Here is a 24,715-nt window from a genome sequence, read left to right as displayed (position 1 = left end):
GCCGCGATATGCAGCCTGGCCCCAGCCTTATACCCGCATGAGGGCCGGAAGGCCCACGGCGCACCCGCCGAAGGCAAAAGGCGGCCCCGACCATTTGGTCGAAGCCGCCTTGTCAACGAATATGCTCCCGCGAAAAACCCTACTCCTCGAGCAGGTCCTCCAGCGCCTCGTCGCCAGAACCGATGTCCGCGCGGCCCTCATCACCAGGGACCTCCGCAACGGCGCCGTCCGGCAGGTCAGCCGGCTGTGCGGTCGGCTCCCCACCCTCGGCCTCAACGGACTCCTCGCCCTCGGCAGAATCCCCATCCTTCTTCTTGGCCGCGGTCATGCGAGCCACGGCAGTGACGCGGTCGCCCTCATCCACGCTCATCATCTTCACGCCCTGGGTGGCGCGGCCGGTCTGGGAGATCTCGGCGGTCTTCACGCGGAGGACGGTTGCGCCCTCGGTGATGATGAGCAGCTCGTGTTGAGGACCCACAACCTTCATGGCGGCCAGCGCGCCCTTGCGATCGGTCATCTGGATCGTGTACACGCCCTGACCGCCGCGATTCTGCTCGGGGTAGTCGGCAACCGGGGTGCGCTTGCCGTAACCGCGCTCGGTGATCACAAAGAGCTCGCCGCTACCGTTGGTGATCTCCATGCCCAGGACCTCGGCGTCGGCCTTCATACCAATACCGCGGACGCCGCTCGTGTCGCGGCCGGTGGCGCGCACCTGGTCCTCGCTAAACATGATGGCCTTGCCGGCGGTGGTTGCCATGATGATCTTGTCACCCGGCTTTACGCGGCGCACGCCGAGCAGGCGGTCGCCGTCCTTGATGTTGATGGCGATAATGCCATCGCGGCGGGAGCGGTCGTAGGCGGCCATGGCCGTCTTTTTCACCATGCCGTGCGCGGTGGCGAACATGAGGTACTCGTCCTCGGGGAACTCGCGGCAGGAAATCACGGATGCGATCTTCTCGCCGTCCTCGAACGGCAGCAGGTTCACGATCGCGGTGCCGCGGGCCTGGCGCGTACCCTCGGGCAGCTCATGCACCTTGAGGCGGTACACCTTGCCCTTGGTGGAGAAGAACAGTACGTACTCATGGGTGCTGGCGATGAACATCTCGTCGATGACGTCGTCTTCCTTGAGGTTGACGCCGGAAACGCCCTTGCCGCCGCGCTTCTGGGCGCGATACGACTCGACCGGGATGCGCTTGACGTAGCCGGTGTGGGTGATGGTGACGACCATGTCCTCGTCGGCGATGAGGTCCTCGACGTTGAGGTCCTTCTCGGCGCCGGTGATCTGGGTGCGGCGCTTGTCGCCGAACTTGCGGGCGATCTCGCGCATCTCCTCCTTGATCACGCCGAGAATCTTCTCCTCATGCGCAAGCAAGTCCTCGTAGTAGGCGATCGCGCGGCGCAGGCCCTCGAGCTCTTCCTCGATCTTGTCGCGCTCCAGGCCGGTCAGACGGCGGAGCTTCATCTCGAGGATGGCCGTGGTCTGCTCGGGGGAAAAGCCAAAGCGCTCGATGAGGCGGCTGCTGGCCTCGGCGTCCGTCTGCGAGGAGCGGATGATGGAGATGACCTCGTCGATATGGTCGAGGGCCTTGAGATAGCCCTCGAGGATGTGCGCGCGGGCCTGGGCCTTCTTGAGGTCGAAGCGGGTGCGGCGGGTCACCACGTCGACCTGGTGATCGATGTAGTGCTGCAGCATCTCGCGCAGCGACAGGCGCTTGGGAATGCCGTTGACCAGCGCGAGGTTGTTCGCGCCGAAGGTGGTCTGCAGCGAGGTGTACTTATACAGGTTGTTGAGCACGACCTGCGGGATGACGCCCTTCTTGAGCTCGATGACGAGGCGCAGGCCCTTCTGGGTGGACTCGTCGCGCATGTCGGAGATGCCCTCGATGCGCTTCTCGTTCACGAGGCTCGCGATCTTCTCCTGCAGGGTGCCCTTGTTCACCATGTAGGGGATCTCGGTGAACACCAGGCGGTTGCGGCCCGTCTTGGTGGACTCGACATGCGCCTTGGCACGCACGGTGATGGAGCCGCGGCCGGTCTCGTAGGACTGGCGGATGCCGTCGGTGCCCATGATGAGGGCGCCCGTGGGGAAGTCGGGCCCGGGCATGATCCGCATGAGCTCGTCGACCGTCGCGTCGGGGTGGTCGATGAGATAGCAGGTGGCCTCGACGGCCTCGCCCATGTTGTGCGGAGCGATGTTGGTGGCCATGCCGACCGCGATGCCCTGGGAGCCGTTCACCAGCAGGTTGGGGAAGCGGGCGGGCAGCGCCGTGGGCTCGGCGAGGGACTCGTCGTAGTTGGGCTGCCAGTCGACCGTGTCCTTCTGCAGGTCGCGCAGGAGCTCCATGGCGGGCTTGGCCAGGCGGGACTCGGTGTAGCGCATGGCGGCGGCTCCGTCGCCATCGATGTTGCCAAAGTTGCCGTGGCCGTCGATGAGCGGAGTGCGCATGGAGAACCACTGGGCGAGGCGGACCATGGTGTCATAGACCGCGGAGTCGCCGTGCGGGTGATACTTACCGATAACTTCGCCGACCGTCCAGGCGGACTTCTTGTGCGGGCGGTTGGGGAAGATGCCGCTCTCGTTCATTGCGTACAGAATGCGGCGGTGAACCGGCTTGAGGCCGTCGCGCACATCCGGCAGGGCACGGGCAGTGATGACCGACATCGAGTACTCGATGAAGGACTGCTTCATCTCACGGCCGAACTCGCTGATCTGCAGCGAGCCTCCGTTCACATCCGTGCCGGCGGCCTCGCCGCGGTCGTTGGCGCCAAAGCTCTCCTCGAGCTCCTCGTCGTCATCCTCGTCCTCGTCTGACTCGGCGTCCGGGTCGTACGCGGAGGCGTCGTCCTCGTTGGCACGAGCGAGCAAGCGCTTGAGGTCCTCGGGCATACCCTCGGACGCGGCCCCCTGCTCGAGCTCGTCGTTGTTCATATCGTCAGCCACGGGTTCTCCTTATCGGTCGTGGTCGCAGATGCGTAATTGGGAACGGGCTAGGCGTCCAGGAAGCGGGCGTCGTGCGCGTGCTTCTCGATGTACTCGCGGCGATACCCCACCTCAGAACCCATAAGCTCGCGGACGGCGCGATCGGCCACGATGGCGTCCTCGATGGTCACGCGCTGCAGGATGCGGGTCTTGGGATCCATGGTGGTGCTGGCCAGCTGCTTGGGGTCCATCTCGCCCAGACCCTTGTAGCGCTGGACGGTGTAGCCCTTACGCTTCTTGGTGACCTTGCCGTTGGACTGCTCGTCCTCAGACTCGTCGGGGTTGAGGCCAAGCGCGGCGATGGAGTCGCGCAGGATCTCGTCTTCCGCCTGGCGGCCGTTGGGGTAGACGTAGTGGATCTTGTTGCGGACCTTGATGCCAAAGATCGGCGGGCAGGCCACGTACACGTAGCCGGCGTCGATGAGCGGGCGCATGTACTTGTAGAAGAAGGTCAGCAGCAGGATGCGGATGTGGGCGCCATCGACGTCGGCGTCCGTCATGATGATGATCTTGTGGTAGCGGGCCTTGGTGATGTCGAAATCGCCACCGTCGCCGTTGCCGGTCGTCACGCCACAGCCGATGGCGGTGATGAGCGACTGGATTGTCTCGGAGGAGAAGGCGCGGTGATCGCCCACGCGCTCGACGTTCAGGATCTTGCCGCGCAGGGGCAGGATCGCTTGGATGTCTCGGCGACGGCCGTCCTTGGCCGAACCGCCTGCCGAGTCGCCCTCTACGATGAAGAGCTCGGTCAATTCGGCATTGCGCTCCGAACAGTCGGCGAGCTTGCCGGGCAGGCTCGCGGTCTCCAGCAGCGACTTGCGGCGGGTCGCCTCACGCGCCTTGCGGGCAGCGTTGCGGGCCTTGCTCGCCTGCTGGGCCTTCTTGATGATCTCGCGCGCCTGCTTGGGGTGCTCCTCGAGATATTCGGCCAGGCCCTCGGAGACGATCTTGCGGGTGAGCGTGCGCATGAAGGAGCTGCCGAGCTTGGCCTTGGTCTGACCCTCGAACTGCGGGTCGGCGAGCTTGACGGAAACGACGGCGGTGAGGCCCTCGCGGATATCGTCACCCGTGAGGTTGCCCTCTTTCTCCTTGATGATGCCGTTCTTGCGGGCGTACTCGTTGATCACGCTGGTGAGGGCGCCGCGGAAGCCCTCCATGTGCATGCCGCCCTCGATGGTGCGGATGTCGTTGGCAAAGGAGACCACGCTCTCGGAGTAGGAGGTGTTCCACTGGATGGCCACCTCGACCTCGCCGGTCTTCTCAACCGGGGCGCCGTCCTCGGACGCGCCGGCCAGGTAGATGGGATCCTTGAGGCCGTCGGGCACAGTCTTGCCCTCGTTCAGGAATTTGACGAAGTCGATGATGCCGCCGGCGTAGCAGAACTCCTCGACCTGGGGCTCCACCGAACGCTCGTCGCGCAGGACGATCTTGAGATTCTTGTTGAGGAACGCCGTCTGCTGCAGACGGTCGTGCAGGATGTCGAAGTCGTAGACGGTGGTCTCGAAGATCTCGTCATCCGGCCAAAAGGTGACGGTGGTGCCGGTCGTACTGGAGGTGCCGATCTCGCGCATCTTCTGAGTGGTCTTGCCGCGAGAGAACTCCATCTCGTAGACTTTGCCGTCGCGGCGGACCTTGACGTTCATCTTCTTGGAGAGCGCGTTGACGACGGAGACGCCCACGCCGTGCAGACCGCCGGAGACCTTGTAGGCCGAGTTGTCGAACTTGCCGCCGGCGTGGAGGATCGTCATGACGACCTCGAGCGTGGGGATCTTCTTGACCGGGTGCATATCGACCGGGATGCCGCGGCCGTTGTCCACGACGGTGATCGAGTTGTCGGGATGGACCGTGACCTCGATGCTGGAGCAGAAGCCGGCCATGGCCTCGTCGACGGAGTTGTCGACGATCTCCCACACAAGGTGGTGCAAGCCGGTCGAGCTCGTGGAACCGATATACATACCAGGGCGGACGCGAACGGCCTCAAGGCCCTCGAGGACCTTGATCTCGCTTCCGCCGTATTCGTTCTCATTCGCCACGTGGTTCTCCCTTTTTAGTGTGAAGTATGGCTAACCTTTACAGTTTATCGCATGGAACGAAGGTAAAACGCGCGATGGACGAGGTTCCAAATACCTCTACAAGCCCCTGAGAGGCCGTTTGCGGGGACTTTAGCTCGGATGTGTAATCGGGGACGGTCCCGCTACTCCCGAGGACCCTTGGCGAAGCCGGGGCGGGTGGTCTTGACCACGATGTTGCCCACAGCGCCGCCGCACGCGTCCATGCGGGCGCGGATGATTTCGCGCATCATGGTGAGCTCCTGGGTCCAAGAGGCGCCGTCCGTGTAAACGATGAGCTCATCGCGCTCGGCGACGTAGTGCAGGCCCGTGACATGCTTACCTTCGCGCGTGCCGGCGCACACCCTGTTCCACGCCTGGAAGATGACATGGCGGCGCTCAGCACGGCGGAACTGCGCCTGGCGCTCGGGGGTGGCACCGTCGAACAGGCGCATCTTCTCGGAGTTGATGAATTCGCCCAGGCCGGCCGTGGCCTTGAGGCGGCCCTTCTTGGTCACTTTGCCCATATCGTTTCCCTTCGCCTCCACGTGCGGATGTGCAATTTGCACCCGTCCCCATTTACACATCGCCGATACGGATCACGCGGGCGCGAGCGAGCATGTCGTCGGCGAAATAGCCGAGGTTCGTGGTGGTGATCACCGTCTGAATCTCGTCGGCAATGAAGCCCACGATGGCGTCGCGGCGGGCGGCGTCGAGCTCGCTCATCACGTCGTCGAGCAACAGGAGCGGATACCGCCCCAGGATATCGCGCGTCACCTGGACTTCGGCGATCTTCCACGCGAGCACGATCGAGCGCTGCTGTCCCTGACTCCCAAAGTCACGGGCGGAGCGGCCGTCGATGGTGAACAGCACTTCGTCGCGATGCGGTCCCACGAGCGTGCAGCCGCGGCGGAGCTCGTCCTCACGGCGCTGAGCGAGCGCGTCCAAGAACTGCGCCGCGATCGCCTCGCGGCCGCCGGCCAGCTCCCCAAAGCTCGGCACATAGCGGACGTCGGGCTCCTCGTGCGGAGCAATGGCGCGGTAGACCTCGATGAAATGCTCGCGGATGCGCTCGAGTAGGGCCGTGCGATGCAGCAGCAGCTGGGCGCCGGTTGTGGCGAGCGACTCGTCCCACACCTCGAGCAAACCGGGGGCGTAGCCGTCGCGAAGCAGGTTGTTGCGCTGTTCGACCGTTCGCTCGTACGCGGCCAGCAGCTTGGCGTAGTTCTCGTTCAGCTGTACGCCAAAGGAGTCGAGCGCCTCGCGGCGTCGCGATGCGGACCGCTTGACCATGTCGAGGTGATCGGGGCAGAACAGCACGCTCGGCAGCACGCCGCGGATACCCGCGGCGCGAGCCTTCTTCCCGTTACGCGTAAACGAGCGTTTACCCTCGGAAAAATCGAGCCCCATCTCGATGAGGCGCCCCTCCCCCTCGAGCATCAGGCGGATACGGCCCGAGCCCTCGCCATCGCGCAGCAGCTCGGAGGCCGTGGGCTTCCTGAACGAGGCTCCCGCCGTGAGCAACTGCAGCGCCTCGACGAGGTTGGTCTTCCCCACGGCGTTGCGGCCCACGAACACCGTGATGCCTGGGTCCAGCTCGATTTTGCGGTCATCGAAGCTGCGGTAATGGAGAACGGAAAGCTCCGTCGCGGCGATGGACATGGGCGGCGGGGACTAGATGCGGACCGGCATGACCAGGTAGAGGTAGTTGATCTTGTCATAGGACTTGAACACGCCCGCCTGGTTGTAGCTCTGCAGCTCGAGCGTGATCTCCTTCTCGCGGGAGAGCACGTTCAGGCAACCGAAGATGTAGTGATAGTTGAACGCGATAACGCCGCTGGCACCCTCGGCCTCGACCTCGACCGTGGCCGTTGCTGCATCCTGGTCGTTGGAGATGGCGGAGAGCATCATCTGGCCGGTCTCGACGGAAATGTCGAACTTAACGGCAGAGTTGGCCTGAGCGACCGTGGAGACGCGCTTGAGCGCGGAGGTCAGGGCGGCCACGTCGATCTTGACCGTGGTGGCGCAGGACGCGGGCAAAAGCGCCTTGTAGTTGGGGTACATGCCCTCGATGCGGCGGGCGACGTAGGTGGTGTTGCCGGCAACGAACACGACCTGCGTATCCGTGGAGCCAATCAAGATGGAGCCCTGGCCACCGGTGATGGCGAGCGCGTCGTTGAAGGCGTCGGCGGGGACGTTCAACTCGAAGCTGCCCTCCAGCGAGGAGGTCTCGACCTGCGTGTCGCACACGGCCAGACGGTAGGAGTCGGTGGCAACGAGGCGAATCGTGTTGTTCTCGACGGTCATGTACACGCCGTTGAGGACCGGGCGGTTCTTGTCCGTCGAGGTGACGCGCCAGACGCGGCCGACCATCTCGGTCAGGATGTTGGCGGGCAGCTCGACCGAGCGCTCGAGGGCGAACGTGGGGAACTCAGGGAAGTCGCCGGCATCGAGCGTGTTCAGACGGAAGGTGGAGCGCTCGCAGGTGATAGTCACCTGGCGCTCGGCCAGTTCAAAGGACACCGGCGCATCCGGCAGGGTCTTGACGATGTTGGAGAGCATCTTGCAGGGAATGACGACCTGCCCCTCCTCGTCCACGCGGGCCGCGATGCGGTGGCGGATCGAGATGGTGTAGTTGGACGTCTGGAACTCAAGGACCCCGTCGGCGGCGCGCACGAGCACGCCGGAGAGGATGGGGAGCGTAGATGAGGGGGCGATGCCCTTCATCACGACGGCGATGGCATCGGAAAGGGCCGACTGGCTGACCGTGAACTTCATCTCTTTATTATTCCTCTCTTAAATATATATAGGTAATAACAGTAATAACGCAGTGGATGGTGTGGACTACTCTCGTTTGCCCAGGTGTTGGGCCGTTTTTCTTTCAACAATCCATTGTAGACAACACGCTTGTTTTCCCCCGCGAGATATCCACCTATTTTCCCTCCACCGGTTTACGAGTTTTCCACCCAGGTTTTCCACAGGCTTCACCCATGTTTTCACGACGTGTTCTCACGACTTCAAAAGGATGGTGTTCTTGAGGTTCTGGATGTCCTCTACGATGCGGCGGTCCTCGCGCATCTTGTTCTCAACCACCTTGAGGGAGTTGAGGACCGTGGAGTGGTCTCGCCCACCGAATTCGGCGCCGATGGCCGGGGTGGTCATCTCGCAGAGGTTGTTGGCGAGGTAGACCGCCACATGGCGTGCGAAGGCGATGTTGGCCGTGCGGCGCTTGCCCACGAGCTCCTCATGGCTCACGTGGTAGAACTCCTCCACCACGCGCTGAACCGTGTCGACGTGAATGATCTTGTGCGCGGTGTTGAAGTAGATCTTGGCCACGCGGTCGATGTCCTCGGCAGTGAGCTCGGCGCCTGCGGCCTCGCGCTCCGAGGAGAGGTTGGCGCAGCGCTCGCAGAAGCTCTCCAGCGAGCGGATGTTGTTGCCCGAGATTTCGGCCATGTGGCGCAGGTGCTCGTCGGTGAGCCTGCCCTCGGATGAGGGCAGGGCCTGGAGCAGCGATGTGTCCACGTTCATGGAGGTGAGGTCCTCGTCCTGCTGGATGATGCTCTCGTAGTAGCGCTTGAGGATGACGTACTTCATCTCAAAGCCCGGCTCGGACACCAGGCAGAGCATGCCGCTGCTGAAGCGGCTGGTGAGGCGCTCGTCCATGGCAAGGTCCTTGGGCGCGCGGTCGGATGCCAGCGCGATTTTCTTGCCCTCGCGGATGAAGCTGTCCACGAGTTGGAAGAAGAACTCGACGGATGCCTGCTTGCCCACGATGTTTTGGACGTCGTCGATGATGAGGATGTCCGCATCGCGGTATTCGCGCATGATGAGGTTGCCGGGGCCGCGCTGGGCGCCGAGCTCGTTCATGTAATCGTCGAGGTAGGCCTGGGAATTCGCGTATTTCACGCGGATGTAGGGCTTTTCCTTGGCCAGGTAGTTTCGGATGGCGAAGAGCAGGTGCGTCTTGCCCAGGCCCGAGTTGCCGTAGATGAACAGGCTCGGGCACTGCTGCGGCTCCTCGGCGTAGGCGGCGAAACGCATGGCGCTGTTGAAGGCGTGGCGGTTCTCGTCACCTGCGACAAAGCTCGCGAACGTGTACTTGGCGTTGATATCCAAGGCAGCGGCGTCGGGTTCTGGGGTTGCGGCGGGCGCTGCCGCCACGGGGGTATGGGTCGCAGCAGGCTGTTGCGGCGCGGTGACGTTTTGGCGCTTGCCGGTGGGGTCCTGGCTGCGCATCTCGTCCATCATCTTGCGGAACGCTTCGGGCGAGACGGTGTTGCGCACCGTGACTCCGGACTTGGAGGTGGGCTCGGACTTGGTGGGGGCGGCGACCGTGGGCTCGCTGGCTGTGACGGGTTCCGCCGGCGCAATCGGGCTTGCGGGGGCCTCGGCAAAGCTCGTCGGCACTTCGGCGGCTCTCTGCGGCAGGCCATCGCCTGCCGGCGCCGTCGGCGCTGCTGCCGCCGTCACCGGCACGGTCGGTGTGGCCGCCGCCGTGGGCGCCTGCGTCTCACTCGGCGCTCCGCCCTCGGCTACCACTACGTTGAGGACCATGGGCATGAACGAGATCTCCTCGAGATAGCGCTCGATGAGCTCGCGCTGTTTGACGAGGTAGTTATAGGCAAATCGGCTGGGGACCTGGATGGTCAGGGATTCGTCGTCAAATCCCGTTGCCCCGCACTGCTCGAGCATGTTGATAAGGCGCGTCTCGCGGCCATCGCGGCGGCAAAACGCTATGACGTCGTCCAAGAGGATGCGCGCTTCGTTATCCATGTCTCACGATTCCTTCTCGTGTCGCGGTTGCTCGCGGTTGAACCCTGCGGTGTGCATTGGGCGCTACTGCGCCCCCGTGCTCTGCTCGACCCAGGCCTTACCCATGTCGGTGAGCACATACTTCTGACGGGGCTTATGCACGAGGCCCGTGCTCGCCAACGCGTCGAGCTCGCGTGACCACGTGGCGTCCGAGCGCCCGAGCGCGCGCGTGAGGTCGGTTGGTCCGCCTTTGCCGTTCTGGTAGATGAACAGCAGTGCCGCCGCGCCGCGCTCGCTTACGTATGGACCCTGCTGCGCGGGTGCGGCTGCAATCTGCGTGTATCCCTGGCCTGCCGCGCCTGCCTGCGGGAACCCGGGCTGGGGGTAACCCTGGTGTTGTTGAAAACCTTGCATGGGATATCCCTGCTGGTATCCGGGGTAGTAGGCGGGTTGCTGCGGGAATGCGCCTGGCACCCCGGGCATCTGGCCGTAGCCTGGCATAGCTCCGGGATAACCAGGTGCTGCCTGGGTTTGTGGGGGATACGGGGCCTGGGTCTCGACGGGCTGGTTCTCGGATGCGGAGGGCTGCGGATTTTGCATCATCGCGCCCGGGAATTGCGCACCGGGCACCACTCCTGCCGGAACCTGAGTTCCGGGAAAACCGCCGGGTTGGGCCTGGCTTGCGCCCTGCATCTGGCCGGCCATCATGCCGTAAGGCATCTGCCCTGGGTACGCTCCGGCTCCGTAGGGTTGTTGCGGATATCCGGTTTGAGCCGGGTAGGTTCCAGCCGGATACGCCCCGGCGCCCCAGGGATCCGTTGGGCTTTGCATGGGCGCCGCTGTGGGTTCCGCCTCGTGCGCGCAGCCGCTGCGTACGGCCGCTCCACGTGAAACAGCGTGCTCGAGCTCGGCTGCGCGTTTGGGGTCGACGCTTACGGTCACGACTGTCCCGGCGCCCAGGTTGTCCTCCACGGCTATCGCGCCGCCGGCGTTTTCAACATACTGCTGGACCATGGGCAGGCCCGCGCCCGTGCCTCGGATATAGCGCTTCTTCTCTCGGTCGGCGCTTGTGACGCCGAACTCGAATGCGCGCTCTTTATCTCCGATGCCCGGTCCCTGGTCGGCAAAGCGGATGGTGTTGCCGTTATCCAGGATGGAGATGACGGGTTCTGAGAACTGTGCGTGGATGAAGTTCTCCACGAGCTCTCGAATGATCATGAGTGAAAGTTTTCCACCCTGCTCTTTCATGGTGCGGTAAACCGTGTTGGTAACGTCTTCGAGGTAGGTTCTCACGTCGCTTTGCTCGACCACGATTACGCGCGGGGTGGACAACATGTCGTCGTACACGGATATGCGGATGGTGTAAGAGACCTGGTTGGGCGCGTTTTCCACCGCATCGGCCGCAGTCGCGGCCGCGGATCCCCCAACGAGGTGCGTGTTGTCGGGGGCGGGGTCCCCGGAATCCACAAAGGGATAGAAATCTTCTGACATGCTGCATTCTTTCCACGATTGTCGTGAGCCTAGGATACCAGCTCACAGCCCGCGTATTCAAAACTTTCAACAAGTTTTCCTTCCGTGTTGAAAAGTGTTGGAAATCTCGGAAAAGTTATCAACAGACCTAGAACAACCTGTGGAAAAGTCGATGAAAAAGTCTGAAAGAATGGGCGAATGGTGAGAGGTGCTGTGAAAAGCACGCCAGGCTCCTCAGTAAACTATGCGCATTTCATGGTTCTGAGATTGACATTCGCGCACCGTATTCCCTACAATCTCCTAGCTCACGCGTATTTTTTCGAGTAGTCGAGTAGTCAAAACGCACCAGGAGGATGTTTACCATGAAGCGTACCTACCAGCCGAACAAGCGCAAGCGCGCCAAGACCCACGGTTTCCGTGCCCGTATGGCCACCAAGGCCGGCCGCGCCGTGCTCGCACGTCGTCGCGCCAAGGGCCGCAAGCGTCTCACGGTGAGCGACAACTAAGCTCTCATGCAGACCATCAAGTCCCATCAGGACTTCGAGCGGGTGTTCACTCAGGGGAAGCGCTTAAATCATCCTCTGATTCGCATGGTTATATGTGATTGTGTCAGCGAAGGCGATCCGGCTAGGGTCGCCTTCGCTGCTGCCAAACGGCTAGGAAATGCCGTTGTGCGCAATCGGAGCAAGCGCGTGCTGCGTGAGGCGGCGCGCGCCTGCTGCTTACCGGTCGAGGGTCGCGAGATCATCTTGTTCGCCACCCCGCGTACGCGCACGGCGTCTCCCGAGGATATGCAAGTTGCATTGCAGTCGCTGCTCCGCCGCGCGCACGTGAGCACGTCCGGGCTTAAAGATGGTTGTGAAGGGCGTGTTTAAACGCGCCGTCATCGCCGCCATCCACTGGTACCAGCGGTGCGTTTCGCCCCTTTTGCCCGATGCGTGTATATACATACCCACCTGTTCACAGTATGCTGTTGAGGCAATACAGGCATATGGCGTGATCAAAGGCTGCTGGCTCGGGCTGCGGCGCATTTTGCGCTGCGTTCCCACTCATGCTGGCGGCTATGATCCCGTGCCATAACTATCAAATTCTTAAGGTAAGGATTATTCGTATGTGGGACTGGATTGTTCAGATTCTCTTCCAGGCGCTCGAGCTCATTCAGCGCTTCGCAGGCGACTGGGGCCTGTCGATCATCATCCTGGTGGTGATCATTCGCCTGCTGCTGACCCCGATGATGCTCAAGTCCATCAAGTCGACCGCCCGCATGCAGGTCCTACAGCCCAAGCTTCTCGAGATTCAGGAGCGTTACGCTGCCGATCCGCAACGTCAGGCCGAGGAGTTGCAGAAGTTCTACTCTGAGAACAAGTTCAACCCCTTTGGCGGCTGCCTGCCCCTGTTGATCCAGATGCCCATCCTGGTCGCGCTGTTCAACCTTTTGCGCGACCTTGGTCACTATTTCCCGGATGCGGCTGAGAAGGGCTTCTCCTTCTTCAACATCCTGCCGAACCTCGTCACTTCGCCTGCCCAGGCCTTTGCCGACGGTTTCGGTGCAGCGCTGCCGTACCTCATCGCGCTGATTCTGTTCGGCGTCCTGACCTTCATTCCCCAGATGTACATGACCCGCAACCAGACGGGCGCTCAGGTGCAGAGCACCAAGATGATGATGGTTGTCATGACTGTCATGATGCTCGTCATGGGTTGGGGTATGCCCGCCGGCGTTCTGCTGTACTACGACGTTTCTTCCGCCTGGCAGGTCGTTCAGCAGATCTTTGTGACCCAGAAGGTCATCGACAAGGCCAAGGCTGAGGAAGAGGCCCGCATGGTCAACGCCCCGATCGAGGTTGACGTTGTCCGTCACGAGCACAAGAAGCGCCCGCACAAGAAGCGCTAGTCACACACCTGGTATATATACCAATTAGGTACCTAACGATGGAGTTGGACATGTCTGAAGAGCTTATTGAAGAGATTCCGGCTGAGGAGTCCGTAGAGGAGATCGCCGGGGAGTATCCCGAGATCGCTCGTCGCTATAAGGCTGGCGAGGAGCTGACTGACGAGGAGCTCGACACTATTGCCGACGTGGCCATCTCCATTGTGCGCGACCTGCTTGGATTCTTCGATGCCGCCAACTCTCCCATCGATGAGTATGAGGGCGACGAGGGCGAGCTGATTCTGGACATCACCGCTCCCGACTTGGCTGTTCTTATTGGTCGCCATGGCCGTACGCTCGAGTCCCTTCAGGCGATCGTCTCTCTCCTGGTGAGTCGTAAGCTTGGTTTCCGTTATCCGGTTTCCATTGATGTCGAGGGTTACAAGAGCCGCCGTCATGACAAGGTTGTTAGCATGGCACACTCTGCAGCTTCCCGCGCCGTTGCGCAGGGCCGCACCGTAAACCTTCCGCCTATGTCTGCATATGAGCGTCGTCTGGTTCACATCGCTCTGCGTGACGATGACCGTATCGACACGCACTCTGAGGGCACTGACCCTGAGCGTCGCGTTGTGATTACCGTTCGCTAAGGTGCTCATATACACCTGACAGCAAGGGGCGCTTATGCGCCCCTTTTTTGACTCAACTTCACGTTCCGTGGTTTTCAGTCATTGATTGGATTGATACATATGGCTAATGAAACGTCCCGAACCATTACTCTGCGTCCGTTTGACGAGTCTGTTGATGAGATCGCCGCTCTTGTCACTGAGGTTGTCGGCCTTGCCTCTGAGCTCGACATCGAACTTGATTCTGAGACTGCCGAGCGCTGTGTGCAGCACCTTCTATATGTGAACCAGGTTAACCAGGTCATGAACCTTACTCGCATCAAGGATATTCATGACGCCCTGATTCTGCATATTGTCGATTCTCTTGCTCTGTATCGTGACCTTCCTATTGACCCTGAGCATTTCCTTGATATGGGCACTGGCGCTGGATTTCCCGGTATCCCCTTTGCTCTTTATAGTGGATGTTCTGGTGTTCTGCTTGACTCTGTTGGCAAGAAGATCGATGCCGTGAATGCCTTTATTGACGCTTTGGGTATAGAAGATGTTGAAGGCATTCATGATCGCTGTGAATCGTATGCGATGAAGATGCGCGGTCGGTTTGACACTGTGTTTGCCCGCGCTGTTGGTCAGATGTCTATGATTATTGAGTACGGTACGCCGTTCCTTGAGGATGATGGATATCTGGTCGTTGCAAAGGCAAACCCTGAGGCCTCTGAGTTGAAGCTTGCCGAGAAGACTGCTGCCATTTGCGGTTTAGAGCTTATTGGCTGTGATGAATTTGACTTGCCTCGCGGACTTGGCCATCGCTCCGTTTTCCTCTATCAGAAGGTTTCTGAGCCTCAGATAAAGTTGCCTCGTGCAGTTGGTCTCGCTAAGAAGCAGCCCTTGGTCTCCTAGAGCGCTATTAATTCTGTTGACGTTGTTCCACGACCGGGTGTTTCACGTGAAACACCCGGTCGTTATTTTTTACATACAGTGCTACTTCAAACAAACTACCAATTATTGAATTGCAAGCTGATAGACAGGTACAGTATGCACTTGTAATTGGATTCATATTTCGACTTATGGTGTGTGGTCGTATGGAAGAGCGGCTGTGATCCATACAATGAGTGACTCTATATGATGATTAAACGCCTGTTGCTCTGAAGGGTAACACGCGTTTAGATTTCAATTGAGCAGTTCGCTTTTCATCATGTTAATGGATGCCTGGGATAATTCTGTTCTCGAGAGCATCTATGCATATTAGCGTTAAGAATCAGTTGATCATTCTCGCTGCTTAGCAAAAGCTCGTATTTGAGGTGATTAGGACGAATTGAGCCTGTGTCGGTTCGGCCTCAGGCATACGACGTGTAAGTGTGTTAAGGGTACCGGTCACTTTGTATGGTCCGCACGCAATGTTAGATTGACGATCTCAGTAAAGTTACGTTGAGTTAAGCGAGATTTGTTCTCATGGTACAAAGTAGAGCTTGAATACTGGTTTCACGTGAAACATAATGGAATACAACCTTAGGTTTCACGTGAAACTTCACCTACAAGAGACCTGAAATGCAGAACAAATAGAAGATAACAGGAGGTAATGTGGGATTTCGCGACGTAAAGCGCTCGAAAAGTGCGAAACCTCTTCATACCATTGCAATCATCAACCAGAAGGGCGGCGTGGGTAAGTCGACCACGACTGTGAATCTGGCAGCTGCACTTGGTAAGCAAGGCCGTAAGGTTCTGATTGTTGACTTTGACCCGCAGGGAAACAGTACGAGCGGTATCGGCGTTGATAAAGAGGGATTGTCTCAGTGCATATATGATGCATTGCTTCATGATGTTCCTGCTGAGAACTTGATTCACGATACTGTGAGTGAGCGTGTCTTTATTATTCCTGCCACCATCCAGCTTGCAGGTGCTGAAATTGAGCTTGTTTCTGCAATGGCGCGCGAGACGCGATTGAAAGATCTCCTTGAACCGGTTAAAGACGAGTTTGATTTCATCTTTATTGACTGTCCGCCGTCACTTGGCCTTCTTACCATCAATGCACTTGCTGCAGCAGATAGCGTTTTGATCCCCATTCAATGCGAGTACTATGCGCTTGAAGGTGTTACCAAGTTGCTTGAGTCCATGCGCATGGTTAAGGGTCGCATTAATAAGGATCTGGATACGTATGGCGTCTTGATGACGATGTATGATTCGCGCACGTCGCTCTCAAACCAGGTTGTTGAGGAAGTTCAGAACTACTTTGGCGATATAGCGTTTAAGACCTGTATCCCTCGCTCCGTGAAGGTCTCTGAAGCTCCTTCGTACGGAATGCCCGTGATTGAGTATGCGCCTTCAAACAAGGGGGCTCGTGCGTATATGGATCTGGCAAAGGAAGTGATTCGTCGTGCCTAGCCCCAAGAAGAAGCCGGCTCTTGGCCGTGGTCTTGGTTCCTTGATGGGTGAAGCTCAGTCTGAGACTGGTTATGCAGCCACTGAGACCCAGATGTCGATAGAGGAGATTTTTCCGAACCCTAATCAGCCGCGTACACACTTCAATGAGTCGGAGCTGGAAGAGCTGAGTGAGTCCATTCGTGAAAACGGTGTTCTCCAGCCCCTGCTTGTTCGCAAAAATGGAAGCAAGTACGAGATTATCGCCGGTGAGCGACGGTATCAGGCGTCCAAGATTGCTGGACTTGATAAAGTCCCGGTTATTGTTAAGGACGTCGATGATCAGAAGATGCTCGAGATTGCTCTCATTGAGAATCTTCAGCGTTCCGATCTGAATCCAATTGAAGAGGCCAAGGGCTATCGTCAGCTTATCAAAGCCAGTGGGATGACGCAGGAGGCTTTGTCGAAGGCAGTGTCCAAGTCACGATCTGCCATCACGAACTCTCTGAGGCTTCTTGATCTGCCAGAGGCTGTTCAGCAGATGATGTATGAGGGAAAGTTGACCGCTGGGCATGCTCGCGCGATTCTTGCCGTTCCATTTGAAGAGGCTCGCATCAAGTTGGCTGAGAAGGTCGTAGCGGAGGGTTTGTCGGTTCGAGCGACTGAGAATCTTGCTCCACTGTTTTCTGTCGGAGATACGCCTCGGGCACCTCGTCCGGTTACTCCGCAATCGTACAAGAAGGCTGCACGCGTCTTGCGTCAGGTGTTTAACACGAACGTGAAGGTTCGTGCGACTCGCGGCAAGAACAAGATTGAAATCGAGTTTAGGGACGAGGACGATCTGCAGCGTATTCTCGCCTCTATGGTTGAATCTGAGTAAGGCTAGGCGATTGTTGTGAAACGCTCTCACCAGGCACTGATCTTTGCGACCTCAATAGTTGCCGGTTTGGGAATCGGGTTGTATCTCGTGAATAAGACTGAGCTGGGATCAGTTATTAAGGGGAAACTTGAGCAGCTCAATCCGATTTCGCATGATGCGATGCAGACGATGAGTGAAGAGGTTGCAATGAGAACAGCTCAAGCAACTCATAATCCGAAGATCAATCAGGCTTGGGTCGAACGACAGTGGGAGGAGCTAGGATACTAAGGTACCTAAACAATATTCCATGCCATTGTCTGAGCCTAGGGAAATGACCAGATTTCACATGCGGTTATCGTCATGAAAAAAGACCACCCAAAATATGGGTGGTCTTTTCGTACCTGAATGACTAGAGAGAGTGGAAGGCGAGTCACACGGTTTCACATGAAACGGTCTGATTGATGTTGCTCTTCCCTATCGAGCGCGGAAGCGGCGCTGCTTGAGCTGGCCGCATGCCGCATCGATGTCACCGCCACGGGAGTTGCGGATGGTGGTCTCGACGCCGTGCATGGTCAGACGACGCTGCAGCGCCTCGACCTTATCGATTGGCGACGGGCGGAACGGGCTGTCGGGAATGTCGTTCAGCTGGATGAGATTCACATGGCAAAGCGTGCCGGCACAGAAGTCGACAAGCGCCTGCATCTCGGGGCTGGTATCGTTAATGCCGTCGATCATGGCGAATTCGTATGTCGGGCGGCGTCCGGTCTTCTCGACGTACTCCTGGATGGCCTCATGCAGGCGCAGAAGGGTGAACTTTTTAACGCCGGGCATAAGTTGATTGCGCGTGGTCTGAATCGCAGAGTGAAGCGAAATGGCAAGCGTGAACTGCTCCGGCAGCTCGGCAAAACGGCGGATGCCAGGGATGACGCCGCAGGTAGAGACCGTGAGGTGACGTGCGCCGATCGCGAGCCCCTCGGGGTCGTTCAGCATACGAAGTGCCTCAACGGTGTTGTCGAAATTTGCAAAGGGTTCACCCTGGCCCATGAAGACGACGCTCGTAACGCGCTCGCCAAAGTCACGAGAGACGTGGAGGACCTGGTCGACCATCTCTTGGGCGGTGAGCGAGCGGGAAAGACCCGCAAGACCCGTGGCGCAGAAGGCGCAGCCCATGGCGCATCCGGCCTGCGAGGAGATGCAGACGGCAAGCTTGTTGCGATTGGGCATGCCGACCGTCTCAACAGAGACACCGTCGGAGAATTCGAGCAGGTACTTGCGGGAACCGTCCTTGGAGACCTGTTTCACAAGCTCGGTAGGGACTTTGAAAGCAAAGGTTTCGGTAAGAGACTGGCGCAGGCCGGCAGGCAGGTTGGTCATCTCGTCAAACGAACAGACGTTCTTCTCGTGAACCCACTCGTAAAGCTGCTTGGCGCGAAACGCGGGCTGCCCGAGCTCCTTCATGAGCTCTTTGAGGTCATCGAGGTCGAATTGACGAATATCGCGAGAACGATTGGTGCGTTCCATTTGTCGCCTTTCGGGTGATGGGGTGATCGGCCCCCAGGTGCATAGTTACCCTATACAATAGGGTATTGTCGTGCGCTTCATGGCGAAGCGCACGGTTATTGCGTGAAATAGACACCTCGCGTTGCAGGTTGCGCGGGGAAAATGGTGAAAGGCGGCGACATGGCTGGCAAAGAGCGTCATGAGATGAAGGTGGCGGTTCTGGCAGGCGGCATCTCGGATGAGCGGGAGATCTCGCTTGCGTCGGGCAAGAACGCCGCTGCTGCCCTCACCGAGGCTGGCTACGGCACGGTTGAAATGGTCGATCCCGGCGAGCGGGGCTTCCTCTCTCGTTTGGAAAACGGCAATTACGACGTTGCTTTTATCGCCTTGCACGGCTTTGGTGGTGAGGACGGCATGACCCAGCACATCCTGGAGTTCCTCGGCATCCCCTACACCGGGTCAAACTCCCTGGCGAGCGGTATCGCAATGGACAAAGACCTTTCCAAGCTGCTGTATCGTCGCGCAGGTCTGCCCGTTGCACCGAGTGTCACCTTCACTCGCGCCGATATGCCGTCGATTGACGAGATCGTCGAGATCGTGGGCCCCCAGAGCTTCGTCAAGCCGGTTGTGAACGGCTCGAGCTATGGCATCTCTCTGGTGAAGGATCCCTCGGAACTCACGGCCGCCATTGAGCTTGCTTTTGAGCATGGTGACAAAGTCATGGTTGAGCATCGTGTCTTTGGTGTTGAGTGCTCCGTTGCCGCTTTGGGCGATGGTGAGACCCTGCGCGCGCTTCCCGTGGTGGAAATCATGATGCCGCAGCAGTCGGAGTTTTACGACCTCGAGGTTAAGTACGCCGACCCCAACGACATCCATCGCATTCCGGCTCAGTTGCCCGAGGATGTGTACGCCCAGGTCCAGGACATTGCCTGCCGTGCACACGAGGCGCTCGGCCTGTTCGGCATCTCTCGCACCGACGTCATCGTGACAGAGGATGGCCCGATCATTCTCGAGACGAACAACATTCCCGGCATGACATCCGAGTCCCTCGTTCCCGACGAGGCTCGTCACGCCGGCATCGCCTTTAGCGACCTGTGCGCCGAGCTGGTCGAGCTGGCCCTCGAGCGAGCCGCTCGATGAGCGTCGCCGCGGCGGCTACGCCGCTCGAGATGGCTGCCGCGGTATTGCCCGGCACGCCGGCGGCGATTGTGGAGCGTTATGCGACACTCGCCCAGCGCGCTGAAACACGCTCGTTTGGTCTGATAGAGGACGACGTCATCGTGCTCGACACGGAGACCACGGGATTGTCGCACCGCGATAGCGAGTTGATCGAAATCGCGGCCGCCCGTTTGCGCGGCCGCGAGATCGTGGATCGCTTCGACACGTTCGTGAAGCCGAGTGGATTGATACCCGAGGAAATAACCAAGCTGACGAGCATCACGAATGTCGATGTGGCGCATGCACCCTCGGCAGTTGACGCTGTGGCGTCCTTGGCGGAGTTCGTTGGCGGGTGTCCCGTGGTCGCGCACAACGCGGCATTCGACCGAGGGTTCATAGAGCAGGTTCCAGGTGGAGCCGATGTTTCCGATATCTGGATCGACTCGCTCGCGCTCTCCCGCATCGCGCTGCCGCGCCTGGCGTCGCATAAGCTCGCCGTCATGGCCGAGCTCTTTGGCTGCGAGAGCGTGTCACATCGCGCAAATGCCGATGTTGAGGCGCTGTGCGGCGTGTGGCGCATTCTTCTGTGCGGTCTGGCCGACCTTCCCGCCGGTCTCATGCGTCGCTTGGCGGATATGCATCCGGACGTTCCATGGTCGTATCGTCCGATTTTCAGCTTCTTGGCCGCTGAGGAGCCCGACGCGGTGTTCTCCCTTGTCGATTCTCGATACGAGCTTCTCAAGGGTTACGAGGAGGCGGAGATCGGCTCCGCGGCCCGCGCGGATGCAGACGAGCTCGCTGGAGTTTCAGTCCCCTCGCGCGAGGAGATTGAGGAGCGCTTTGCGCCTGGTGGCCTGGTCAACAGAATGTATCCCGGATACGAGCCGCGCTCAGAGCAGGTGCAGATGGCCGTCGAGGTGCGCGATGCGCTCGCCACCTCCACACATCGCGTTATCGAGGCCGGCACCGGCGTTGGCAAGTCGATTGCCTATCTCGTGCCGATGGCGGAGCTCGCCCGAAGGAATAAGGTGACCGTCGGTATTGCGACGAAGTCGAACAACCTCGCCGACCAGCTGATCTACCACGAGCTCCCGCGTTTGGCTCGTGAGATGGACGGCGGTCTCACCTATTGCGCCCTCAAGGGCTACGACCACTATCCCTGCCTGCGCAAGCTCGACCGCCTTGCGCGCGCCCAGGAAATCAAGACCAACCGCGATCCGGCGGACACCCTGACCGCCATCGCCGTTCTATATGCGTTTGCCTGCCAGTCTCCCACGGGGGACTTTGATGGGCTGGGTATTCGCTGGCGCAGTGTGAACAAGGCCGACCTCACCACGTCTTCCCGTGAGTGCGCGCGCCGCCTGTGCCCGTTCTACCCGGATAAATGCATGGTTCACGGCTCGCGCCGTCGTGCGGCCCGCGTCGATGTGGTTGTGACGAACCACTCCCTGCTCTTCCGCAACGTTGCCGCTGAGGGCAAGATATTGCCTCCCATTCGTCACTGGGTGGTTGATGAGGCGCATTCCATCGAGTCTGAAGCGCGCCGCCAATGGGCCATCAAAGTGTCTGCCGACGAGAGCCGTGCGGTGTTTGAGCGCCTGGGAGGCGATCGCGCCGGGGCACTTGGCAAGATCGCCCGTGACCTGGCGTTGAGCGACGCAGCAACGCTGTTCATGGGCCTCACTGTGAAGGCGTCCTCTAGCACGCAGCGCGCCTCTCTTGCCATGGCCGAGCTGTTCGACGCGGTGCGCGAGCTCGCCCGAGCCGCTCGATCCGAGGGCGGCTACGACAACGCGAACATGTGGATTGGCAATGACTTGCGCGATTCCATGGTATGGACTGGGTTTGAGGAGGTGGGTCGCACCGCGCTCGACGCTCTGGACGAGGCGACCAAGAACCTGGCATCACTCGTGGAGACCGTGGCCGAGGAGAAGCCCGACCTGGTGACCGATGTCGCGGATGGGCAGCGTCGCATGCGCGAGCTTCGCGATGGCCTTAGGCTCATCCTCGATGGGGCGGACGACCGCTACGTATATTCTTGCCAGGTCAATCGTCGTCTCAAAGCGGGCGGCGAATGTTTGACCGCCGAGCGACTTGATGTGGGCGAGGCTCTTGCGGAGGAGTGGTTGCCGGAGGTTCACACCGCGATTTTCGCCTCTGCGACCGTGACGGTTTCGGACAGCTTCGATCATTTCCAGCACGCCGTGGGTCTGGACCGCATTTCGTCGTCGAGCTCTCGTTCCGTGCACCTCGATTCGAGTTATGACTTCGAGCGCAACATGGCGGTTGTGGTGGCATCGGATATGCCCGATCCGCGCAGCCGCGATGCGTACCTCTCGGCGCTCGAAACCTTGCTCGTCGATGTTCACCTCGCCATGGGCGGTAGCACGCTCACGCTGTTTACCAACCGACGCGACATGGAGGAACTGTACGACCGCGTAGAGCCCCGGCTCGCGCAGCGTGGCCTCGCGCTCGACTGCCAGCGTCGCACGACCTCCGCAAAGATCCTGCGCGACCGCTTCCTCTCGAATGAGAAGAGCTCGCTGTTTGCGTTGAAGGCGTTTTGGGAGGGGTTTGATGCGGCCGGCGACACGCTGCGCTGCGTCGTCATCCCCAAGCTTCCGTTTGCCAGCCCGAGCGACCCGCTCTCATGCGAGCGCGGTGCCCGCGAGGATCGCGCATGGGCGCGTTACTCATTGCCGGAGGCGGTGCTCGAGGTGAAGCAGGCTGCCGGCCGTCTTATTCGCACGTCGACCGATGCCGGCGTGCTGGTGCTGGCCGATTCGCGTCTGGTGAGCAAGGGGTACGGAAAGAAGTTCCTGAATTCCCTGCCCGCCCCGCATCAGCGGATCGAGGTGCGTCAGGTCGGCAGGTATCTGGAGATGTGGCGCGAGAGCCATGAGCGTCGCTAAAGAGCACGGCGCATTGGGAATTGCGTAATAAATGGGGCGCCCATGAGCGCCCCATTTGCTTATAGCAGTGATTTCGCCCACGTTCTGAAGTCGTTTTTCAGGCTCTTGGGCTCTTCGATGACGATGGCTCCCGCCGCGGCCGCGATTTGTGAGAAAAGCCAGGGCGCGGACGTGTAGCTGATGTGGACCAGTACGCTGCCATCCTCTTGCTCGTCCGCGGTGTCTCGGTGGATGCCCTCCCAATCACGAGATGCGAGCTCGCCGCTGTTCACGAAGCGCAAGGTCGCGTTTGCACCATGGGCGCGCAGGCTTTCGGCGGCAGAATACGGGGAGAAATCGTGGCGCTCAATGGAATCGTCGGTGAGCTCGGCATTTGCGATGCGATCGAGGCGGTAGCTGCGCTGGGCGTCCTTTTCAACATTCCAGGCCACGAGATACGCGGCGTCACCGGAAACCTCGATGAACTTGGGGTCGACCAGGCGCGTGCTCGGGCTACATTCGTCGCTGGCGCGGTAGGAGATGGCGAGACGCGCTCCGATGGCGATGGCCTCGGATATAACAGGGTAGAAACCGCCGAGCAGCCGATCGCCACTCATGGTTTTATCGACCGTGGTCTCGAAGTCCGCTTCGGGGCCGGCGCACAATGCCGCCTCGACGCGCCCGCGCACGTCGTCGCCGATGTTGCAGGTCGTGAGTACGCGGCGCAGGGCCAGCGACTCCGCCGGCGTGAGCCGCACGGGGTCCAGGCGGCCTGCGTCCCCCGAGAGGGTTATCGCTCCATCCTGATAGTCGAGGGCTATGTGCGATCCGCTGCGTTCATCGGCAACGCCTTGCAGCAGTTCGACAACCTCATTTGTCTGCTCGAGGGAAATGAATGCGTCGCGTGCGAATGACGCCGCGTCGACGCTGGCGTTTGAGGCGGTCGTTAGGCGCTCCATGAGGTTGAGCGCGGTCTGCAGCAGGTCTTCGGATGAGAGGGCGCGCTTGTTGACGCTACTCATGAGCGCTCACCGCCTTTTCGATGTGGTCGCGAACTAGCCCGGCGAGCTCGCTGGGGGCCTGCGCCCGCATGCCCAGGTTGGCGTGCTCGAGGGTGAAGGATGCCGCGGCGTTGAGGTCTCGCACCGCGATATTCCAGGTCCATGCGTCGTCGCTTTGTGTCAGTTCGCCCCTGCCCTGGGTGATGAGCGTGAGTTCCTCAGCCGCGATTCCCGCGGGGAACGTGAAGGTGCAAGGCCTCGCGGCCGCCCGGGAGAAGTCGAACGGCAGGAATTGGTGACCCGTGACATCGAATTCGGCGGGGATTGCATAGGAAGGGCGCGTGTCGGGGGCGTGCTTCGCGGAGAGGATGCGGTCGGTGCGGAAGGTGCGCAGGTCTTCGGCATCGTGGTCGAATCCGACAAGGTAGGAATGCGTTCCATGTGTGAACATGCCGTAGGTGTCCACCATGCGCTTCTTCTCGATGCCGCGTGCGTCGCGATAGATGAACTCGACGGGCTTGAGTCGGTCGAACGCGTTCCAGATGGATTTCAAGTCAGCCCTGCCTTCATTTGCCCGCTCGGGTGACGACGGGTCTCTGCCGGCGAGTTCGCACAGCTTGGTGCGCGCCGTCTGCAGCGGCCATAGGGTCGGGTCGTCCGCGTGGAGCTCGAAGACCTGGTCGATGGCGCAGACGATCTCCTCGGCGTCATAAGGTGAGAGAACTCCTTGGGCGGCATGTGTTCGCTCGCGGTCGATCGCCCAGGCGCTTTCCTCGTTTACCGCGATGCCGCCCGCAGACCGTGCCAGGACCTCACGGATGTGAACCCCGTGTTCGGCGAGGGTCTCTCGGTCGCGTCTAAACGCCTTGCAACGGCTGTCGCGCGTCGCCGATTTTTTGCCAAGGTATCCGATTTCGGGGTCATCGACGATCTCGCTCGTCGTGAGCGGACGCGGGGAGACGTGCAGGGAGAATAGGAGGTTGAGCATCCTGCGCGCGCCCTCGACCCGCCTGGACGGCTTCGGCATGTCAGGATGTGTTTCGCTTGTGTGCGCGGTTGTGCTGTGCACGGCGGTGCTTCCCTTTCGGCTTGATACTGCTTTGGGCACAATTATGTATCCACCCACCCATTTTAGTGCAAGACAAATGGCCTGCAGCTGGTGTGGAGGGTCCGCGATGCACCTGTTCGAGAGGCCTTGCCAAGTCAAA

At 60.1% G+C, this 24,715-nt stretch carries 21 protein-coding genes; 11 read left to right on the top strand and 10 right to left on the bottom strand.

Annotated features, from left to right (window positions below; translation table 11 throughout):
- Positions 1–139 precede the first annotated feature (139 nt).
- The 7 genes from gyrA to COLINT_RS05730 all read right to left on the bottom strand — a co-directional run bounded on the left by gyrA (position 140) and on the right by COLINT_RS05730 (position 11,274).
- Positions 140–2,929 (bottom strand): DNA gyrase subunit A, encoded by a 2,790-nt coding sequence (gyrA, locus tag COLINT_RS05760; protein ID WP_006723497.1) that lies wholly within the window; start codon positions 2,927–2,929, stop codon positions 140–142.
- Positions 2,930–2,988: 59 nt separating this feature from the next.
- Positions 2,989–5,013, bottom strand: a complete 2,025-nt coding sequence (gene gyrB / locus COLINT_RS05755; protein WP_006723496.1) for a DNA topoisomerase (ATP-hydrolyzing) subunit B — start codon at positions 5,011–5,013, stop codon at positions 2,989–2,991.
- Between the two features lie 161 nt (positions 5,014–5,174).
- Positions 5,175–5,555, bottom strand: coding sequence for a DciA family protein (locus tag COLINT_RS05750; protein ID WP_039910402.1), 381 nt, complete (start codon positions 5,553–5,555; stop codon positions 5,175–5,177).
- Between the two features lie 52 nt (positions 5,556–5,607).
- Complete coding sequence (recF, locus tag COLINT_RS05745; RefSeq protein WP_006723494.1) at positions 5,608–6,690, bottom strand: DNA replication/repair protein RecF; 1,083 nt, start codon at positions 6,688–6,690, stop codon at positions 5,608–5,610.
- Positions 6,691–6,702: 12 nt separating this feature from the next.
- A complete protein-coding gene (gene dnaN, locus COLINT_RS05740; RefSeq protein WP_006723493.1) occupies positions 6,703–7,806 on the bottom strand; it encodes a DNA polymerase III subunit beta in 1,104 nt (367 codons plus the stop codon).
- Positions 7,807–8,037: 231 nt separating this feature from the next.
- Positions 8,038–9,804 (bottom strand): DnaA ATPase domain-containing protein, encoded by a 1,767-nt coding sequence (locus COLINT_RS05735; protein WP_006723492.1) that lies wholly within the window; start codon positions 9,802–9,804, stop codon positions 8,038–8,040.
- A 63-nt stretch (positions 9,805–9,867) separates the two neighbouring features.
- Positions 9,868–11,274 carry an ATP-binding protein gene (locus COLINT_RS05730; protein ID WP_006723491.1) on the bottom strand — a complete coding sequence of 469 codons (1,407 nt, stop codon included), beginning with the start codon at positions 11,272–11,274 and terminating at the stop codon, positions 9,868–9,870.
- 341 nt (positions 11,275–11,615) lie between these two features.
- Here COLINT_RS05730 and rpmH point away from each other — a divergent pair, with 341 nt between their 5' ends.
- From rpmH to COLINT_RS05690, 9 genes are all read left to right on the top strand, one after another.
- Complete coding sequence (rpmH, locus tag COLINT_RS05725) at positions 11,616–11,759, top strand: 50S ribosomal protein L34 (RefSeq protein ID WP_039910401.1); 144 nt, start codon at positions 11,616–11,618, stop codon at positions 11,757–11,759.
- Between the two features lie 6 nt (positions 11,760–11,765).
- Complete coding sequence (gene rnpA, locus COLINT_RS05720; protein WP_006723489.1) at positions 11,766–12,128, top strand: ribonuclease P protein component; 363 nt, start codon at positions 11,766–11,768, stop codon at positions 12,126–12,128.
- Positions 12,106–12,333 carry a membrane protein insertion efficiency factor YidD gene (yidD, locus tag COLINT_RS08330; RefSeq protein ID WP_084743343.1) on the top strand — a complete coding sequence of 76 codons (228 nt, stop codon included), beginning with the start codon at positions 12,106–12,108 and terminating at the stop codon, positions 12,331–12,333. The genes rnpA and yidD overlap by 23 nt, the downstream gene beginning before the upstream one ends.
- Positions 12,334–12,364: 31 nt before the next feature.
- Positions 12,365–13,144: a YidC/Oxa1 family membrane protein insertase gene (locus tag COLINT_RS05715; RefSeq protein WP_039910400.1), complete on the top strand. Its 780-nt coding sequence runs from the start codon at positions 12,365–12,367 to the stop codon at positions 13,142–13,144.
- Between the two features lie 50 nt (positions 13,145–13,194).
- Positions 13,195–13,767: a Jag family protein gene (locus COLINT_RS05710; protein ID WP_039910399.1), complete on the top strand. Its 573-nt coding sequence runs from the start codon at positions 13,195–13,197 to the stop codon at positions 13,765–13,767.
- Between the two features lie 99 nt (positions 13,768–13,866).
- The gene (gene rsmG / locus COLINT_RS05705) at positions 13,867–14,640 is read left to right on the top strand and encodes a 16S rRNA (guanine(527)-N(7))-methyltransferase RsmG (RefSeq protein WP_006723485.1); all 774 of its coding nucleotides are present in this window, start codon (positions 13,867–13,869) and stop codon (positions 14,638–14,640) included.
- A gap of 681 nt (positions 14,641–15,321) precedes the next feature.
- Entirely contained in the window at positions 15,322–16,122 is an 801-nt protein-coding gene (locus tag COLINT_RS05700) for a ParA family protein (protein WP_006723484.1), read from the top strand.
- A 43-nt stretch (positions 16,123–16,165) separates the two neighbouring features.
- Entirely contained in the window at positions 16,166–16,978 is an 813-nt protein-coding gene (locus tag COLINT_RS05695) for a ParB/RepB/Spo0J family partition protein (protein WP_006723483.1), read from the top strand.
- A gap of 15 nt (positions 16,979–16,993) precedes the next feature.
- Entirely contained in the window at positions 16,994–17,245 is a 252-nt protein-coding gene (locus COLINT_RS05690; protein ID WP_006723482.1) for a hypothetical protein, read from the top strand.
- Between the two features lie 186 nt (positions 17,246–17,431).
- On the opposite strand, the gene rlmN is transcribed toward COLINT_RS05690, so the two are convergent.
- A complete protein-coding gene (gene rlmN / locus COLINT_RS05685) occupies positions 17,432–18,478 on the bottom strand; it encodes a dual-specificity RNA methyltransferase RlmN (RefSeq protein WP_006723481.1) in 1,047 nt (348 codons plus the stop codon).
- A gap of 159 nt (positions 18,479–18,637) precedes the next feature.
- On the opposite strand from rlmN, the gene COLINT_RS05680 reads away from it, so the two are divergent.
- Positions 18,638–19,597: a D-alanine--D-alanine ligase family protein gene (locus tag COLINT_RS05680; RefSeq protein ID WP_039910398.1), complete on the top strand. Its 960-nt coding sequence runs from the start codon at positions 18,638–18,640 to the stop codon at positions 19,595–19,597.
- Positions 19,594–22,527, top strand: a complete 2,934-nt coding sequence (locus COLINT_RS05675) for a helicase C-terminal domain-containing protein (RefSeq protein ID WP_006723479.1) — start codon at positions 19,594–19,596, stop codon at positions 22,525–22,527. The genes COLINT_RS05680 and COLINT_RS05675 overlap by 4 nt, the downstream gene beginning before the upstream one ends.
- Before the next feature lie 59 nt (positions 22,528–22,586).
- Here the strand turns inward: COLINT_RS05675 and COLINT_RS05670 are convergent, their stop codons facing one another.
- Both COLINT_RS05670 and COLINT_RS05665 read right to left on the bottom strand, forming a co-directional pair.
- Positions 22,587–23,528, bottom strand: a complete 942-nt coding sequence (locus tag COLINT_RS05670; RefSeq protein WP_006723478.1) for a helix-turn-helix transcriptional regulator — start codon at positions 23,526–23,528, stop codon at positions 22,587–22,589.
- Positions 23,521–24,534 (bottom strand): helix-turn-helix transcriptional regulator, encoded by a 1,014-nt coding sequence (locus COLINT_RS05665; protein ID WP_006723477.1) that lies wholly within the window; start codon positions 24,532–24,534, stop codon positions 23,521–23,523. The genes COLINT_RS05670 and COLINT_RS05665 overlap by 8 nt, the downstream gene beginning before the upstream one ends.
- Positions 24,535–24,715: the final 181 nt, after the last annotated feature.

Origin of the sequence: Collinsella intestinalis DSM 13280 (assembly GCF_000156175.1) — a bacterium.
Lineage (GTDB): Bacteria > Actinomycetota > Coriobacteriia > Coriobacteriales > Coriobacteriaceae > Collinsella > Collinsella intestinalis.
Note: the sequence above shows the minus strand (reverse complement) of the source record. Positions and strands in the feature narration are given on the sequence as shown.

Bases quoted from the DNA above. Each gene is read 5' to 3' on its own strand.
- gyrA (WP_006723497.1), bottom strand. From the start codon at position 2,929: ATGAACAACGACGAGCTCGAGCAGGGGGCCGCGTCCGAGGGTATGCCC.
- rlmN (WP_006723481.1), bottom strand. From the start codon at position 18,478: ATGGAACGCACCAATCGTTCTCGCGATATTCGTCAATTCGACCTCGAT.
- rpmH (WP_039910401.1), top strand. From the start codon at position 11,616: ATGAAGCGTACCTACCAGCCGAACAAGCGCAAGCGCGCCAAGACCCAC.
- COLINT_RS05670 (WP_006723478.1), bottom strand. From the start codon at position 23,528: ATGAGTAGCGTCAACAAGCGCGCCCTCTCATCCGAAGACCTGCTGCAG.
- COLINT_RS05735 (WP_006723492.1), bottom strand. From the start codon at position 9,804: ATGGATAACGAAGCGCGCATCCTCTTGGACGACGTCATAGCGTTTTGC.
- COLINT_RS05675 (WP_006723479.1), top strand. From the start codon at position 19,594: ATGAGCGTCGCCGCGGCGGCTACGCCGCTCGAGATGGCTGCCGCGGTA.
- recF (WP_006723494.1), bottom strand. From the start codon at position 6,690: ATGTCCATCGCCGCGACGGAGCTTTCCGTTCTCCATTACCGCAGCTTC.
- COLINT_RS05715 (WP_039910400.1), top strand. From the start codon at position 12,365: ATGTGGGACTGGATTGTTCAGATTCTCTTCCAGGCGCTCGAGCTCATT.
- COLINT_RS05695 (WP_006723483.1), top strand. From the start codon at position 16,166: ATGGGTGAAGCTCAGTCTGAGACTGGTTATGCAGCCACTGAGACCCAG.
- yidD (WP_084743343.1), top strand. From the start codon at position 12,106: ATGGTTGTGAAGGGCGTGTTTAAACGCGCCGTCATCGCCGCCATCCAC.
- rsmG (WP_006723485.1), top strand. From the start codon at position 13,867: ATGGCTAATGAAACGTCCCGAACCATTACTCTGCGTCCGTTTGACGAG.
- COLINT_RS05665 (WP_006723477.1), bottom strand. From the start codon at position 24,534: ATGCCGAAGCCGTCCAGGCGGGTCGAGGGCGCGCGCAGGATGCTCAAC.
- COLINT_RS05750 (WP_039910402.1), bottom strand. From the start codon at position 5,555: ATGGGCAAAGTGACCAAGAAGGGCCGCCTCAAGGCCACGGCCGGCCTG.
- COLINT_RS05710 (WP_039910399.1), top strand. From the start codon at position 13,195: ATGTCTGAAGAGCTTATTGAAGAGATTCCGGCTGAGGAGTCCGTAGAG.
- dnaN (WP_006723493.1), bottom strand. From the start codon at position 7,806: ATGAAGTTCACGGTCAGCCAGTCGGCCCTTTCCGATGCCATCGCCGTC.
- COLINT_RS05680 (WP_039910398.1), top strand. From the start codon at position 18,638: ATGGCTGGCAAAGAGCGTCATGAGATGAAGGTGGCGGTTCTGGCAGGC.
- rnpA (WP_006723489.1), top strand. From the start codon at position 11,766: ATGCAGACCATCAAGTCCCATCAGGACTTCGAGCGGGTGTTCACTCAG.
- COLINT_RS05730 (WP_006723491.1), bottom strand. From the start codon at position 11,274: ATGTCAGAAGATTTCTATCCCTTTGTGGATTCCGGGGACCCCGCCCCC.